General features: G+C 42.4%; 18 protein-coding genes and 1 riboswitch. Of the genes, 15 read left to right on the top strand and 3 right to left on the bottom strand.

Annotation, left to right across the window (positions count from 1 at the left end; all coding sequences use genetic code 11):
* Positions 1-159: 159 nt before the first annotated feature.
* The gene (locus ABFQ95_04405; protein MEN8236768.1) at positions 160-882 is read right to left on the bottom strand and encodes a hypothetical protein; all 723 of its coding nucleotides are present in this window, start codon (positions 880-882) and stop codon (positions 160-162) included.
* A gap of 267 nt (positions 883-1,149) precedes the next feature.
* On the opposite strand from ABFQ95_04405, the gene ABFQ95_04400 reads away from it, so the two are divergent.
* The 12 genes from ABFQ95_04400 (at position 1,150) to ABFQ95_04345 (ending at position 10,520) form a co-directional block, all read left to right on the top strand.
* Positions 1,150-2,544 (top strand): hypothetical protein, encoded by a 1,395-nt coding sequence (locus tag ABFQ95_04400; GenBank protein ID MEN8236767.1) that lies wholly within the window; start codon positions 1,150-1,152, stop codon positions 2,542-2,544.
* Between the two features lie 704 nt (positions 2,545-3,248).
* On the top strand, positions 3,249-3,635 hold the full coding sequence (locus ABFQ95_04395; GenBank protein MEN8236766.1) for a GFA family protein: 387 nt from the start codon (positions 3,249-3,251) through the stop codon (positions 3,633-3,635).
* A gap of 31 nt (positions 3,636-3,666) precedes the next feature.
* Positions 3,667-4,284, top strand: coding sequence for a hypothetical protein (locus ABFQ95_04390; GenBank protein ID MEN8236765.1), 618 nt, complete (start codon positions 3,667-3,669; stop codon positions 4,282-4,284).
* Between the two features lie 29 nt (positions 4,285-4,313).
* Positions 4,314-4,709: a hypothetical protein gene (locus ABFQ95_04385; GenBank protein ID MEN8236764.1), complete on the top strand. Its 396-nt coding sequence runs from the start codon at positions 4,314-4,316 to the stop codon at positions 4,707-4,709.
* A gap of 510 nt (positions 4,710-5,219) precedes the next feature.
* Positions 5,220-5,705 carry a hypothetical protein gene (locus tag ABFQ95_04380; protein MEN8236763.1) on the top strand — a complete coding sequence of 162 codons (486 nt, stop codon included), beginning with the start codon at positions 5,220-5,222 and terminating at the stop codon, positions 5,703-5,705.
* Between the two features lie 13 nt (positions 5,706-5,718).
* Positions 5,719-6,051 carry a hypothetical protein gene (locus ABFQ95_04375; GenBank protein ID MEN8236762.1) on the top strand — a complete coding sequence of 111 codons (333 nt, stop codon included), beginning with the start codon at positions 5,719-5,721 and terminating at the stop codon, positions 6,049-6,051.
* Between the two features lie 11 nt (positions 6,052-6,062).
* Positions 6,063-6,590 carry a GNAT family N-acetyltransferase gene (locus ABFQ95_04370; GenBank protein ID MEN8236761.1) on the top strand — a complete coding sequence of 176 codons (528 nt, stop codon included), beginning with the start codon at positions 6,063-6,065 and terminating at the stop codon, positions 6,588-6,590.
* Positions 6,591-6,644: 54 nt separating this feature from the next.
* Positions 6,645-6,738: riboswitch (TPP riboswitch) on the top strand.
* A gap of 71 nt (positions 6,739-6,809) precedes the next feature.
* Positions 6,810-7,454: a thiamine phosphate synthase gene (gene thiE, locus ABFQ95_04365; GenBank protein ID MEN8236760.1), complete on the top strand. Its 645-nt coding sequence runs from the start codon at positions 6,810-6,812 to the stop codon at positions 7,452-7,454.
* Entirely contained in the window at positions 7,439-8,269 is an 831-nt protein-coding gene (thiD, locus tag ABFQ95_04360) for a bifunctional hydroxymethylpyrimidine kinase/phosphomethylpyrimidine kinase (protein MEN8236759.1), read from the top strand. Before thiE ends, thiD begins: the two co-directional genes overlap by 16 nt.
* Positions 8,266-9,537: an MFS transporter gene (locus ABFQ95_04355; protein ID MEN8236758.1), complete on the top strand. Its 1,272-nt coding sequence runs from the start codon at positions 8,266-8,268 to the stop codon at positions 9,535-9,537. Before thiD ends, ABFQ95_04355 begins: the two co-directional genes overlap by 4 nt.
* A 36-nt stretch (positions 9,538-9,573) precedes the next feature.
* Positions 9,574-10,041, top strand: coding sequence for an NUDIX domain-containing protein (locus ABFQ95_04350; protein ID MEN8236757.1), 468 nt, complete (start codon positions 9,574-9,576; stop codon positions 10,039-10,041).
* Positions 10,038-10,520, top strand: coding sequence for a GNAT family N-acetyltransferase (locus ABFQ95_04345; GenBank protein ID MEN8236756.1), 483 nt, complete (start codon positions 10,038-10,040; stop codon positions 10,518-10,520). The genes ABFQ95_04350 and ABFQ95_04345 overlap by 4 nt, the downstream gene beginning before the upstream one ends.
* Before the next feature lie 448 nt (positions 10,521-10,968).
* On the opposite strand, the gene ABFQ95_04340 is transcribed toward ABFQ95_04345, so the two are convergent.
* Positions 10,969-11,859, bottom strand: coding sequence for an aminoglycoside phosphotransferase family protein (locus ABFQ95_04340; protein MEN8236755.1), 891 nt, complete (start codon positions 11,857-11,859; stop codon positions 10,969-10,971).
* Positions 11,860-11,884: 25 nt separating this feature from the next.
* Positions 11,885-12,088 (bottom strand): hypothetical protein, encoded by a 204-nt coding sequence (locus ABFQ95_04335; GenBank protein MEN8236754.1) that lies wholly within the window; start codon positions 12,086-12,088, stop codon positions 11,885-11,887.
* Between the two features lie 51 nt (positions 12,089-12,139).
* Between ABFQ95_04335 and ABFQ95_04330 the strand changes: the two genes are divergently transcribed.
* The 3 genes from ABFQ95_04330 to ABFQ95_04320 all read left to right on the top strand — a co-directional run bounded on the left by ABFQ95_04330 (position 12,140) and on the right by ABFQ95_04320 (position 14,418).
* On the top strand, positions 12,140-12,673 hold the full coding sequence (locus ABFQ95_04330) for a GNAT family N-acetyltransferase (protein MEN8236753.1): 534 nt from the start codon (positions 12,140-12,142) through the stop codon (positions 12,671-12,673).
* A 56-nt stretch (positions 12,674-12,729) separates the two neighbouring features.
* Positions 12,730-13,329, top strand: coding sequence for an ABC transporter transmembrane domain-containing protein (locus ABFQ95_04325; protein ID MEN8236752.1), 600 nt, complete (start codon positions 12,730-12,732; stop codon positions 13,327-13,329).
* An 81-nt stretch (positions 13,330-13,410) separates the two neighbouring features.
* Positions 13,411-14,418 carry a hypothetical protein gene (locus tag ABFQ95_04320; GenBank protein MEN8236751.1) on the top strand — a complete coding sequence of 336 codons (1,008 nt, stop codon included), beginning with the start codon at positions 13,411-13,413 and terminating at the stop codon, positions 14,416-14,418.
* Positions 14,419-14,491 lie beyond the last annotated feature (73 nt).

Here is a 14,491-nt window from a genome sequence, read left to right as displayed (position 1 = left end):
TCCGGTATCCAATTATTTTTTCCCTCAAAACTAAAAAACTGGATCCCGGCTCACTCATTTTTCCAATCCAGCTCTTGGCGAGCTGGGGAAAAATGGAGGACGAGATGACGGCCCGTAGAGGATTAAGAAAATTCTTCCCTTATCCAAAACTCAGGTAATTTAACTCAACACCTTCCAGCTAAACTTAACCCGTAGTTCTCCAACTTCTGGCTGATTTTTTGTGCTAGCAGTTGTGTTCATGCCACTGAAATTAAAAGGATGAGTTGTTTTATGGCGACTATAAAATGTGTAGGCACCTTCAGCTGAAACATCGAGTCGCTTATTAACGGACCATGTGTAACCAACAGCAGGGCGAAAACCACTTAGGAATTTTTTATCACTGAAATTTTGGGTGTTGGAAACATTACCCATTACATCATATCCAACCACGTTTGTTTTTGTTTTCCACTCACTGCCAACCCAACCAAGGCTGATGTACGCTAATCCATCTCGCATGACGACTCCCCCTTTTAGAGCCACACCTATCGACCAGTCCATTTGGGCTTTAGATTGCATATCAACCATCTCACCATTGGTTTCTTTTAGTTTTTCGTCCAAGGAAGAGGCGTCACCCCAAACCTCCAAACCAATAACATACTTATTGGAAAGTGTCTTATTCCAACCCAAATGCACTCCCCCAAGAACACCAAGAGGAGATAGTTTTGAGCTTGAATCAGAAAAATGTCTCCCGGTTGAGTTGTTATTAGTGCTTTGTGATACATCAAGATGGCCAATTCCTAAGCCGGCAGAAATTCCCACGTAAGGCCCATCAAAACTGTTCTTAGCTGAAACAGGTCGTGCAATAAAGAGTAGAAGTAGCCCAAAAACGATCTGTTTTTTCATAAAACTCTCCTTTTTATCAGTTTTTCAAATATTATTATTTTTATTTATTATATTTATACATCACTAAATTTAAACATGAATTAAATATAGTTATAATTTTATGTATACTTTATTTATCTTCTAATTCAGGTGTGCTTTGTGTTTTTAAACCAAGGCTCACCCTATCATCAAGCCGATTGTAAAATAGTTTGGATTTGATTAAAATTTTTGATAAAGTTCCCTAAAAGATTTTTTTTGAGAACAATATCTAGCATAGGGATTTCTAGGATGATAAGCAGACTTAAAATAAACGTTGTGGTATTGGCTGTAGCAGCTTTGCATGCGATTAACCACCAACCCCAAGCATCCGACGACTTAGAACGTTCCGAAGACTACTTCGAACGTTTATATACTCGTATATATGGAGCTGGTAAACCGAATTTTGTGTATACTAGGCGCGATGGTAGAGAAAGTGTTTTTACCCGGAATATTCGAAAGAAAAATACGGCTGCTGCAAAGATACTAGCACAATTCGAGGAAGGACCAGGAAAGTTAGTACGAAGCATAGGAGAGGCAGTGAGTGAAGTTGAAACTTCAGCACATTCACCTTTTTCTGCTAAGATAACACCACAAGAGGAATCAGCAAAAGTTCAAGCCGCTGCTCATAAGCGACTGGAAAAACGTAAAAAACGGCAAGCACAAGCTGCTGCTCGTAAACGACAGGCAGAACGTGAGAGACAGGAAGAACGTAAGAAACAGCAAGCACAAGCTGCTGCCCGTAAACAGCTGGAAGAACGTAAGAAACGGCAAGCACAAGCTGCTGCCCGTAAACGGCGGGAAGAACGTAAGAAACGGCAAGCACAAGCTGCTGCCCGTAAACGCCGGGAAGAACTTGAAAAACAGCAAGCACAAGCTGCTGCCCGTAAACGGCGGGAAGAACGGGAAAAACCTGAAGAAAAGAATGAAACGCAGGAGGGAACTACAGCACGTACAACAGACTTGGATGCGATTTTGCAGCTCCCCCATAATTGGAAAGCTAGAGAGATAGCGGAAAGGCTCCGACAGCAGAGAGACAATGGAAAAAAGAAGAAAGTAAAAAAAGATAATGAGGAGAAAAATTCACAAGATTTTGCCGGTTCAGACTCCCCGCAACAACTTCTCCAGCGCTCTAACGTTAAGATACAGGGACTATCTCTTGAAGAATGGCAAAAACGCGAAGCAGAAAAAAAGGTTGCAAACAACTTGCAACGGCAGAAAAAAAATAATAGGAGCCACGGAGAAACTGCCACACAACCAAAAAAGGATACTGATGAATCTCAATTTACCCCTGATGAATTACCTCTATTAGAGTGGGATCCTGAGAAGAAGCCATTGCCTGGACAGCCAGACCCTCTTCGCACAAATAACCAGCAACCACCTGGATACTCTAGCATTAATATAGACGGAGTGCTTTTTGAAAAATCGGAGGGACCTCAAGCAGAAGAAGCGGTTTCGGGGAATCTCCAAGCAGAAAAGAAGGTTGTGGACAACTCGATCGCCCTTGACAGTGCAAACACGACCTTGACTTTAAGTCCACAACAAGAAATAAACTCTGAGATAGTGGAAGCTCTAAAAAAGATAAGAAAAGTAGAAAATAAAATTGTGAATCAATATACTGTGAGACTTTCTCAAGATGACTCATGATTTATTTATAATTGATTATCCTTAAGGGGATCTTTCGATTGGAATCAAGATATACCCGTCCCGGGCATAAATGGCGCTTTTAGATAGGGGTCTTCTACAAACGTCATCCTGAATCGCAAGCATCTGCAATTCAATTTCGTCACGATGATGAATCTTGTCCAAATCTTTGAGTTACGGAAACAAGATGCAGTCACTTGGGGCGAATATTGAATTGCAGATGCTTGCGATTCAGGATCTATTTCTTAGGATATACTCTCGTGAAATCAAAACCTCTAGTTTAATGATAGCTACCAGCTTGCAGTTTACTTGGGTAAATGAGCACTTCGAGTTCCCTATGATCGTGTCAGACGATATGGCAAACTACTTTGTTATATAAAATAATGAATACGTTCGTAGGAGGACATTGATATGGAAAAAACGTAATTGCTCAACCGGGGTCTGGAACCCCCTTATTTTATGCGGATGAAAATTTTCCATCAGCCAAGCAAAGCGATCAAACCCGCATAGATCCTGGATTTCTTGAACCCCCGGTTGAGCAATTACCAAGTTTTTACTTGATCCGGTAAACATCAATGGCACTAACTTAAGGGAAAATTGGTATGGCATCAACTGCCACTCTCACTGACCGTTATACCGTGTTCACCTTTTGTGTCAGGGTATGGTAAAGAAGGTATGAGTGTGTATGAGAAATATAGGTTGTAAAAATGTCTAAATTTGATGGTGGATGCTTGTGTGGTGCAACAACGTTTATAGCTGAGGGTGAACCGCATAATCCACATTTGTGCTCATGCCGCATGTGTCAAAAATCATCAGGAGCCCCAACTGTCGCTTGGGTGGAATTCCCGCTGGAAACGTTTCGATGGAATCTTGAAAATCAACTTGCCCTCTACACATCTTCTGAAAAAACGCAGCGTTGTTTCTGCCAAAATTGTGGTGGGCTATTGGGTACAATCAATGATGGGTACGCAAATATTTGCATTACAATTGCTTCACTCAACAATCCCAACCTAATTGTACCAGGTAAACAACACAGTTATCAGCAGAAGGCACCCTCTTGGTGGCAAGTGGACGTGCTTGCAGGAGTGAAATAAATTGAGTGTTGGAAGTACGGAAATTATAGCCATGAACTACCTAACAAATTTAAACTCCAGCAAAATCTGGTCTTCTGACATGGAAGCTGCCAATTTTGTTGTCTATTTTCCTGATGTTCTGCCCGATGATTTAGGATTGACAGAAACAAATTTTAGACCTGAAAATCCCGAATACTCCTATCCAAGAAGTTCTTTGAAGTTTGTATTTAAGGGAAAAAACAGCGACCGGGAGTTGTCCATTAAAGAATTTAATTATGATTGGTCACCACCGGCTTATGATTGCCCCTCATTGTGGAAAAACCATCAGAAGTTCCTCGATATTGACACACCTGAACCCACTCCCTATCCGGTTGGCAATGAGATTTTTTGGGTCGGAGTTAATTACAGAAATCAAAGAGCTGCTTCACTGATCAAAGGCAGGACAACCGTAGAAATCGTTGTGCAGAGCGGTAGATTTTCAGATCAGGAGCTGTTGCAAATTGCATCACACTTACAACCTGTGAATCGGAATCATGCAACCCAAGTGCTTTCGAAGAGTTTTGCAGAGTTAAGCTATGGCTATCCACACACTGTATGTTCCCATCAGTTTTTGGGCTTTTCCTGTTGCAAAGAGTGGCATTTTGTTGCAAACAGCCTATATGCCAAATGAGATTCCGGACGTAGCACTGCAAGGTCAAATTGCATTGCCAAAGGGGTGTTGGCTATAAGCTAAATTCAGTCTTTGCGTATCACTCTGAAGAAGTGCCATCAAAGACAAGCCGGTTCGACTTTGTTTACGAGAGTGAAGCACACAAAGGCAGCACAATTCACTTACTCAAAGTACATCAAAATTCCTCTGCTGCATGTACGTTTCCACCAAAGCCAGATACCACCCAAAAATTTATCTATGACCTTAAAAGGATTGGTAGTATGGATTTTTATCATGCCTATCGATCAAAGGTGTATGGCCCTCATGAGATTGTTTTTCAGCATGGAGAGTACAGATATTTGCTACTGATTAAGCCGGCAAAATGGACAAGCACAATGTGGCTTTTAAAGATATTAAAGGGACTGACTATAGAAATTTTCAATTAAAGTGCCTCCTGCAATTCAAACTAAGCTCCGGCACGAATCTTATGCATCCAAATGGCGACAAGCCGTGCGCGGGCTCTACCCGTTAATTGAATCTAAGCCGAGCGGAGACAGAGTTGCCATTAATTTCCTGACATTTATGAAGAAGCATGCAGCTACCATTCATCGGTTGGTTGAACAAGCGGAACAGTTGGCCAAATTGGTCCAAGAGCAATCACCTCCACCCGTATTGTGCCATTCTGATATTCATGCTGGGCAACTGAATCTAACATGCCCATACATATATGGGATTTTAATAAAATTGTCAATTTTATTTTTGCTTGAGTCCTTAGGTTAGAATGCTACCTGCATCAAGATTAAAATTTAAACCTTTGTATCCTGAAGCTACAGAAATGCAGCTACCATATTGCATCAATAAAAAAATGCAAAACTCTGCTTTGGTAATTGGGTATCGTAAGTCCGGTAAGTTTGCTAAAAAAGAATCACACGGCAAACATCAGATTCGGTTAGATAATGAACCAGAGAAAAAACTTCCAAGCCTTCATATGCGTATCCATCGCAACAGTTTTGGCTTTAACAACCCACATATACGTTTTGGAGTGGGCAAAGCCAATTTTAGATACGATGGCCCAGGGCATGAATGTAAATCCAGATTCCTCCAACTATCCACCAATCATCATGTATTCAGCCTATGCTACCGCTTTTTTCACCGTTGGATTGTTGGTGTTTTTCTACTACCACGCTCAGCATTTGATTCCGGGCAAGTCCAATTTGATGAAGGTTTTGCTAGTAACAGCTATCCTTTTGGGCCTTAAAGGAGAGTTAGTTCGACAGCCCTTGATGGACCTTATCTTGAATTACACACTTGGCATGGAACAACCATTTCTGTTTGTATCCCTGAATCATGTTGATCGATGGTTGGCTAATTTACTTCTGGCGGTTTGTCTTGTTTATTTGTGTCCGCGAAAAGAGATAAAGGCTTCTCAACCAACAGCATAAAATAGAGGTTTGCATGAGTGAATTTGCCGTCATCTACCAAGGGTTTATCAAAGAAGGCTCAGAAGACACATACAAAGCTTGCTGGAATAAGATTGCTCAGTATTTCATCGCCTCGCGTGGAGCAATAGGTTCTTGCCTGCACAAGGTTGAAGACGGCAGTTGGCTGGCTTACTCACGTTGGCCTGATAAAGAAACTCGAGATCAATCCTGGCCAGGTGAGGATGAGATCGCACAGAGTTTGCCTGATGAAATTGTGGAGGCGATTAAGGGCCTAAAAGCGTGCATTGATCACTCAAAGCCGTTTACCGAAACATGTATGCAGCTGGTTGAAGATTATTTGGTGTGAGGACACAGGGTATGGAAAACCAAAAGCAACAAATCCTAGGCATATTCATCCGACCAGCCACTGATGAAGACTCTGACGCTGTTACCAAACTGTTGTTCAATATCTGGACAAATGAGTATCAATTCAATGTCAGAAAAGAGGACTTTCCAGACCTCAAGGAAATTGAAAAATCATATATGCAGGCTGGAGGCCGGTTTTTCGTTGCAATCCATAATGATCAAGTCATTGGAACTATTGCTTGCGAGAAGTTGGGTGATGCTTGTTTTGTCCTCAAACGCATGTTTGTCAGCAAAGCCTTTCGTAGGCGCGGAGTGGCTCAATTCTTGTTAGACAATCTGTTGGCACAAGTATTGTTCTCATGTGGGCACAAAGATATGTGTTTTTATCTTAGCACCAAGGAAAATGAGGCAATTGCTGCAAAGAGATTTTATTTGAAAAATGGGTTTGAGGTTGTTTCTAAGGAAGATTTGCCAGACAATTTTCCGTTTTTCTATGAAGATGACTTGTTTATGATGCGTAAAATGAAAAATACAAATTGAATACCTGCATCTATAATTTGACATTTCCCACAATCGCGATATCATCTAAACCATCGTAACTCATCGGGGTGTCCCTTAACTGGGGCTGAGAAATACCCGTAAACCTGATCCAGGTAATGCTGGCGTAGGAATTGAGTTTGCAAGTTTTTGGTCTGTAGGCAATTGTCTGCCAAACGCTTATGCTCCATCCTGCGCCCCCTGGTAACTTAAGGGGTAAACATGCAGGAATCTCTAAGATTCATATTAGTCACAGATCGCAAAGGGCAATCTCTGACACAGTATTTGGAGTTTGTTGAATCCTGCATCACCAATGGTGTTTCAGCTGTTCAATTGCGTGACAAAATCAGCCCGCCAAATGCCCGAGAAGAATTTGCCTTTGCCCTTGCAAATCTACTGAACGACTATTCTATTCCCCTCATCATCAATGATCATGTGGATCTAGCTTTGAAAGTGAATGCTGCTGGCGTACACCTTGGCCAAACGGATCTGTGTCCAATTTTGGCCAGAGAAAAAATAGGGCCAAGCAAAATCATTGGTATATCAATCGAGTCAATGGATGATCTGCACCGAGCAAACTCCACCGATGCGCTTGATTATGTTGCTGCAAGCTCAGTTTTTGCAACATCTAACAAACAAGATATCAAAACCAAGTGGGAGCTTGAGGGCGTTCAAAAACTCTCCAAGCAATCGAGGTATCCGGTCGTTGGAATTGGAGGAATTGACGTTTTTAATGCTGCATCAGTCATAGCAGCAGGAGCTAGCGGAATCGCAGTCATCGGAGCTCTGCATGATTCAGGTAGTCCATCTAAAACCGCAAAGCAGATACAAAAATCTATAGGAGAGCAATTATGCATAAAATCCTAACCATTGCCGGCTTTGACGGATCAGGTGGAGCTGGCATTCAAGCTGATCTAAAAACCTTTGCGAGCCTTGGGTGCTACGGCCTGTCAGTGTTGACCTGCTTGCCGATTCAAAATACTCAAGGCGTTGAGAAATGCTATCCCATGTCAGCCCAAATGGTACGAGAGCAATTGCACTCAATTTTTGCAGACATTGTACCAGATGCCATTAAGATCGGTGTTTTGTACAATGAAGAAATTGTTGCAACCGTTACTAACTTCTTGCAAGAAAACGCATCCGGTATCCCGATCGTTTTAGACCCGGTTATGGTGGCTACCAGTGGTGACTCTCTTTTGCAAAAGCGAGCAATTACTGTACTCAAACGAGTGATGCTCCCCATAGCTACTATTGTGACTCCCAATACGGAAGAAGCCTTTAGGCTTACAGGTATTCCAATCGAGACTACAACTGACATACAAAAAGCTGGTGAGTCTTTGATGGATCTTGGGACAAATGCAGTGTTATTGAAGGGCGGGCATTTGTGTGATCAAGCAGCAACAGACTTGTTGTTGCAAAAGAATACCCGAGCTGAATGGCTCACTTCGCAGAGAATTCTGAGCCCAAATACCCACGGCACAGGATGTACGTTATCTGCAGGTATTGCTGCTGGACTGGCTTTGGGAAATGATTTGTTGCCCTCGTGCCGGCAGGCAAAAGCCTATTTAACTCAAGCGATTCAACATGGGAAAAACCTAGAAATTGGTCGTGGTAACGGCCCCGTGCACCACTTCTATCACTTGACACCCGCACCACTTCAAAACAATGAGGATTCCAGATGAGCAAACAGCATACAAACATTCGTAATTACCTATCGGCGCTGATTGGCACAGCTTTGGAATATTACGACTACAGTCTATTTATCTTTCTGGCACCAGTGTTAGCCAAACTATTTTTCCCCCAAGATGATACCGCCATTTCGTTGATCAAAACCTACGGGTTGGGATTTGTAGGCACTCTCGCCAGGCCTTTGGGAGCTTACATCTTTGGTGTGATTGGTGATCGTTGCGGCAGGCGTTATGGATTGTTCTATGCCATTACCACCATGACTATTGCCTCCATTTGTATGGCAGTTTTACCGACCTACCACGATGTTGGTATCTTCGCCCCCACACTATTGGTGCTGTGTCGTTTTCTGCAAAGCATAAGCGCTGGCGGTGAACTGAATGGATCGGCGGTTTTTATCATTGAGCATGTGCAGGAAAATCAGAAATCAACCGCCAGTGGCTTGATTTGCGGCTTCACAGTTGTTGGCATATTGCTGGCTTCGTTCATCAGTTACCTGTGCATAAATTCTTCCAATCCAGAATTATATTGGCGCTATGCTTTTATGCTAGGCACAGTGATTGGTTTAGTTGGCTTTTTCATGCGGTATTTTACCCAGGAAACTCCAGCTTTTCTGATGCGACAAATCAGTCATGATCAGGAAAATTCTCCCCAAATGCCGGTGCTGGCAAGATTCTTTTGTGCTTTTGCAATCTCTGGCACATTTTCGTCCTACTACTATTTTAGCTTTGTATTGATGAACTCTTATCTACCTTTGATCAGAGACATTCCCCAAGCCATTGCTAGCGGCTACACGACAAAACTACTGGTAGTTTATATGTTTGCGTTAATCATTGGTGGAGCTATCGCAGATAAGCTGCCGCAGCGAAAAATTATGATAGTAGGCGCCTCAAGTGTTGCCATCTCTGCTATTCCTTACATGTATCTCATTAGTTATGGTGGAATTGAGTCTATACTAATGGCTCGAGTTGGACTTATTTTGCTGATTGCTCTGTTTATGGGGCCAACTCATGCAGCATTGATCAAAATTTTCCCGGTACGTATGCGGTATCGGTCAACATCAGTTTGCTACTCTTTGGGCTCAGCACTGATGGGGTCAATTACACCCGTGCTTTCAATTTACCTTTGGCACAAGACCGGAATTCCTTGGTTGCCAGGACTTTGGTTAATGGCTACTTCTATGATGGGAATGTTGGCGGTGTTTTATGCTTTTGAGGCTTATGGAAAGCAAGAAGTGCTGGGAGCGAGTCAAAAAGTTTGGTAGAAGGGAAACATTGCCGGAAAGGACAACAATGGTTCCATGAACAACAATTCTCACATCTTACTCTCCGTACACGTAATCCTTGAACACCAAGACAAAGTCCTTATGCTACACCGGCATGCTACCGGCTATAGAGATGGCAATTGGTGCTTGCCATCGGGGCGTATTGAGACGCATGAGTTTCCGCTGCAAGCTGCCATTCGTGAAGCCAAAGAAGAAGTAGGAGTGACCATTGCTCCTAAATTCCTGCATATGATTGCAGTTAAATCGACCGAAGACTATGCAAATGGTATTCCTTGGAATCAGATTGGCTTTTTCTTCTATGCTAACCAGTGGGATGGAGAATTGATCAATGCAGAGCCGCATAAGCATGACAAAATGGAGTTCTTTGATATCAAGAACCTTCCAAATAATAGTTTGCCTGTCACAAAAAAAGGGATTGAGCTTTATTTGAACAAGGAAAATTATGGTGAAATGGAATATTTACATAAGAACCTAACAAAATGAACTGGATGTCACCAATCATCTTTAGGCGTGCTGAAATAGCTGATTTACCAGCCATCATTGGTTTACTATGTCAGGATGAGCTTGGTAGTAACCGCGAATCTCAAGGCACATCAAGTTATCCCCTTTATGAAAAGGCCTTCAAACAAATATCAAAGGATCCGAATCAGTATTTATTGGTTGCAGAAAATAATGATGCGATTGTGGGAACCTGTCATTTGACCTTCATGCCATCGCTCACCTTTAAAGGGTCAATGCGCATGAACATTGAAGCTGTTCGAGTACATGCTGATTGGCGAGGTAAAGGATTAGGAGAAAAAATGCTGCAGCACGCAGTGAACATGGCCAAAGAGAGAGAATGTAAGATTGTGCAGCTTGCAACCAATAAGCAAAGGCACTTGGCGCAAAGTTTCTATGAAAAATTGGGATTTCAGGCGACGCATGTGGGTATGAAGTTATGTTTAGATGAAAATAACATGTGATGCCTGCTAGCACTTATACCCCTGATTTTCTTAAACTCAACTGGGAGCGCGGCACACCACTTTGTTTTTCTTTTTGCTACTTGTCTGTTGCAAGCTAGTGGGGGCGGCAATGAGCTCCCACGAACTTGCAGCAAAAACGGGGCTCAGTATAGTTTCTCTCCTGACCTCTCATCTTTATAAGCAAAAGTTCTTTCCTGTGCAAATGTTATCTTAATATTTAAATATATCTTTTAGATATTTTTCGAATATTGGAAGTATACTAAAGATGGTTCACTCGTAATTCCTTGAAAAACAAGGTGTTAGATCCCATCGTGGTTTTGACCATTGCTGTTTTTTTACTTAACTGAAGGTAGCTAGCATCGAATTTTCTGATTAGGAAAAAATCTCCTTACCCACTCAAAACGCAAAAGAGCCAAAAAAGTTAAGCATCCTCTAAGCCCAGCTCTTTTTAGGACCTGTCAGCCAGCACTTCATCAAGCATACGTTTGCCAACAGTGAAAAGCCCAGGGTTGGTATTCTGATAATATGGGAGAATAATGAGCGCGATGGACAAAGCCCAACCTTTTCCTCGCATCCAGGTAGCATCAACTACGCCAAGCGTGGCTCGGAATACGTCACGAGTGTCAGAGGAAAAAAGGCTCCAAGCAGGAATCAAGTCACAGGCTGGATCGCCAACACCCATCAGTTCAAAATCGATAACCGCACTGAGATGACCATTTTGGACCAGTAAATTTGCCGGTAACAAATCGCCGTGAATCCAGACGGGTGGCTTATGCCAAATGGGTGCATCAAGGCAAGACCGCCATATTAATGCTGCGGTTTGAGTATCAACCGCACCATGCAGAGATTCAAGTGCATTTTGAACTGCTGTGTCTTGGGTTGCAAGCGGTTGGCCACGACGTGCAGTCGGTCCGCCTACTGAGTCAATTTGTTGCAAAGATTTGATGAATTGTGCCAGATCAACTGCCGCTTGGTGCATGTCAGTGATTTTTTCTGCTGTAGCATCACCACCTTCAAGCCAACGACAAATCGACCAAGGCCAAGGATACCGCTCTTGCGGTATACCTTGACCAAGGGGAACTGGAACAGCAAGCGGCAGGTGTGGAGCAAGTCTGGACAACCAATACTGCTCTTTTTCGACGTGTTTGGCAGCCCCCGCAATCCGTGGCAACCGCACACACATATCAACGCCAAGCTTATAGATTGCATGGTCTGTTCCAGCAGATGGAACCCGCGTTAATGGCAGTTCTGCCCACTGGGGAAATTGCTCCTGCAACAACTGCTTTACGAGCGGTTCATTGATGTCAATCTCTCCTGCATGCATTTTTCTGTGCGACATAAAATTAAGCTCCTGGGTTTTTAGCTCATTGGGCTAAGAGGGCAATTTTTTTCACAAAAATCTTCGTGCCATCGATTGTCAGCATGACGGATTGACCGCCGATACCAACATGCGTAGGCGTTGCAGTATTGAGAAGGTTTGCAAGCTGTGAGTTACTCAAACATGCCAGTTCTGTTGCCGCATGTGCGTAACTTTGAATGCGATCGTTTTGTTTATGATTGCTAAGCAAAGGAGTATACTCCAGGCATGTAATGCGTCCTTATAAAGAAAGTAACGTGTGATGCCTGAAAACACAAGCGTGAGCAAAAGTGCAGAAATAAGATTTAAGGGTCTTGCTTTAGAAGATATCCCTATAATTGTTTCGGCCTTTGCTGATGTTGGTTGGCATAAACCTGCCAAGCTTTTTGAACATTATCTTGTAGAACAAAACAATGGCTTACGCAAAGTGTGGCTTGCCTTTTGCGGCGATGAATTTGCTGGATACGTGACTCTCAAATGGATTTCAGACTACCCTGCCTTCAAAACAGAAGGTATTCCTGAAATCAATGACCTAAACGTATTGCCCAAGTACCGAAGTCGAGGTATTGGGGCCAAATTACTGGAATTGGCTGAGACAGAAACGCAAACAAAATCAAAGCTGATTGGCATTGGTGTTGGGCTCTATGCTGATTATGGAAGAGCTCAGATTATGTACGTGAAGCGCGGTTATGTACCAGACGGCCGTGGGATTACGTATTATAATCAAGTGGTGCCACCAGGAAAAAGCGTGATGCTCGATGATGATTTGGTGTTATGGTTTGTGAAAAAGGTTTGAAACTATTGGATCATTTGCAATTCCTAGGAAACCTAGGTTCTTGAAGGAATTTTACTATGTCGTTCTCTATACTAGGTTTTGTTCGCAAAATGGTGCGTCCCTACCATTTGCCAGTTTTTATTATGGTATTATCTGCCATTGGATTGGCAGTACAAACCTCACTTTTGCCTTACATATTAAAAGTCATCCTTGATCGTATGGCGACTTTCCCCAATAAAGATCCTTACTCAATTCTGATATTTCCCGCTATTCTTTATTTAATCATTTATTTTACCCACTCCACCACATACCGTCTTTATAATTATTTTGTTGAGTACCGTATGATTCCTGAAATGAGGAAAAGAATTAGCACTAACTGCATTAATCACCTATTAAAGTTATCCCATCAGTTTTACCAAAACAATTTTGCAGGCAGTTTAGGTAGCAAGGTTAGCGAGCTGGTTATGGCAATTCCTGATTCTATTCGCCTTGTTATTGACAAGTTCATCAGCACTTTTCTCGTACTGACGATCGCCATCTTTACTTTATCGACAGTCAATCCTAGTTTTGCACTTATTTTGATACTTTGGGCGTTAATATTACTAGGTTCTGCTATCTTTCTGAGCAAACGAATGAGTAGGCTTGCCGCAGACTGGGCGTTTAAAGGACACCTATAGGCACCTGCAGATGAAAAGGTAAAATTCGCTTTTTCGTGTGGTATAATATAAGGATAAGTTACCCCAGTCCTTGGAGTTATAATGCGGAGCTATACCAGAGGAAAACCTCTTACCCCAGAAGAGAAGCAGTTTGTAGTGTCGTTGAAAGGGTACTTCGACAGAAATAGGAAAGAGTTTGGCATCCAAGAATTGAGCACTCAGTTGGTTGCTGATGCCTTACAAATAGGGCTTTCAACAGTCAATCGGATTATGTCAGACTATCACAAAGATCCAGAAAGCATTAATCGGATACACCCAATTAAAAAAGGACGTCCTCCTCACTCTATTGGCGCTTCTAACCAGGAGATTGTTCGTGCGTATATTCGTGAAGCCAACCTAGAGGGCAGCCACATTACCCTAGAAACCATACGAGATTATCTCAATGAGAGTTCTGCTGACAATTCGTTTCACCTTACGACCTTAAGCAGAACGTTGGATCGTTGGGGGTTTGAATTTGGCAAGGGAAAGCGCACCCAACATCTTAAAGAAAAAGATAGTGTTATTGTTGCTAGACAACAGTATTTAAGAAGAAAGAGGGCAAACAGATTGTCTGGCAAGCAGGGAATCATAAGACCAGAAGTCTATCTGGATGAGAGCTATATAAATAAAAATCATAGCAATGATTATACATGGTACTTCGGTGAGGATGGACCTTGGGTGCAAAAGCCGACAGGAAAGGGGGAGCGACTTATAATTATAAATGCAATAACAAGTAACGGATGGGTCCCTAATGCGAAATTGGTGTTTAAAAGCACTAGAAAGACAGGTGATTATCATGGGCAAATGAATAAAGACTTGTTTGAGAAGTGGTTTACTGAGAAACTTTTGCCAAATATTCCCTCAAATTCGCTTATTGTTATGGACAATGCGACATATCATAACTTTTTGTCGGAAAATTCTGCGCCAACTCCAACATGCTCAAAAGCAAGGATACGTGCTTGGCTAGAGGCAAATAAAATTTACTGTAAAGATGACTGTTTGAAAGTAGAGCTGATTGAAGTCTTAAAAAAAGTTGTACCAGATCCGTATCTTCTCCAAATGTCAGGGTAGATCGTCCATTCAGATCCGTGTTGAATGACAATTGGGTATCCGAGGCTTATCTGCGATTATGCTTGCAAGTGAC

The sequence above is a fragment of the Pseudomonadota bacterium genome (genome assembly GCA_039714795.1).
GTDB lineage: Bacteria > Pseudomonadota > Alphaproteobacteria > JAGOMX01 > JAGOMX01 > JBDLIP01.
This window is presented reverse-complemented; position numbering and strand designations above follow the sequence as displayed.

Excerpts from the sequence above, each read along its gene's own strand:
- ABFQ95_04405 (MEN8236768.1), bottom strand. The coding sequence starts at position 882 with ATGAAAAAACAGATCGTTTTTGGGCTACTTCTACTCTTTATTGCACGA.
- ABFQ95_04400 (MEN8236767.1), top strand. The coding sequence starts at position 1,150 with ATGATAAGCAGACTTAAAATAAACGTTGTGGTATTGGCTGTAGCAGCT.
- ABFQ95_04395 (MEN8236766.1), top strand. The coding sequence starts at position 3,249 with ATGTCTAAATTTGATGGTGGATGCTTGTGTGGTGCAACAACGTTTATA.
- ABFQ95_04390 (MEN8236765.1), top strand. The coding sequence starts at position 3,667 with ATGAACTACCTAACAAATTTAAACTCCAGCAAAATCTGGTCTTCTGAC.
- ABFQ95_04380 (MEN8236763.1), top strand. The coding sequence starts at position 5,220 with ATGAACCAGAGAAAAAACTTCCAAGCCTTCATATGCGTATCCATCGCA.
- ABFQ95_04375 (MEN8236762.1), top strand. The coding sequence starts at position 5,719 with ATGAGTGAATTTGCCGTCATCTACCAAGGGTTTATCAAAGAAGGCTCA.
- ABFQ95_04370 (MEN8236761.1), top strand. The coding sequence starts at position 6,063 with ATGGAAAACCAAAAGCAACAAATCCTAGGCATATTCATCCGACCAGCC.
- thiE (MEN8236760.1), top strand. The coding sequence starts at position 6,810 with ATGCAGGAATCTCTAAGATTCATATTAGTCACAGATCGCAAAGGGCAA.
- thiD (MEN8236759.1), top strand. The coding sequence starts at position 7,439 with ATGCATAAAATCCTAACCATTGCCGGCTTTGACGGATCAGGTGGAGCT.
- ABFQ95_04355 (MEN8236758.1), top strand. The coding sequence starts at position 8,266 with ATGAGCAAACAGCATACAAACATTCGTAATTACCTATCGGCGCTGATT.
- ABFQ95_04350 (MEN8236757.1), top strand. The coding sequence starts at position 9,574 with ATGAACAACAATTCTCACATCTTACTCTCCGTACACGTAATCCTTGAA.
- ABFQ95_04345 (MEN8236756.1), top strand. The coding sequence starts at position 10,038 with ATGAACTGGATGTCACCAATCATCTTTAGGCGTGCTGAAATAGCTGAT.
- ABFQ95_04340 (MEN8236755.1), bottom strand. The coding sequence starts at position 11,859 with ATGTCGCACAGAAAAATGCATGCAGGAGAGATTGACATCAATGAACCG.
- ABFQ95_04330 (MEN8236753.1), top strand. The coding sequence starts at position 12,140 with ATGCCTGAAAACACAAGCGTGAGCAAAAGTGCAGAAATAAGATTTAAG.
- ABFQ95_04325 (MEN8236752.1), top strand. The coding sequence starts at position 12,730 with ATGTCGTTCTCTATACTAGGTTTTGTTCGCAAAATGGTGCGTCCCTAC.
- ABFQ95_04320 (MEN8236751.1), top strand. The coding sequence starts at position 13,411 with ATGCGGAGCTATACCAGAGGAAAACCTCTTACCCCAGAAGAGAAGCAG.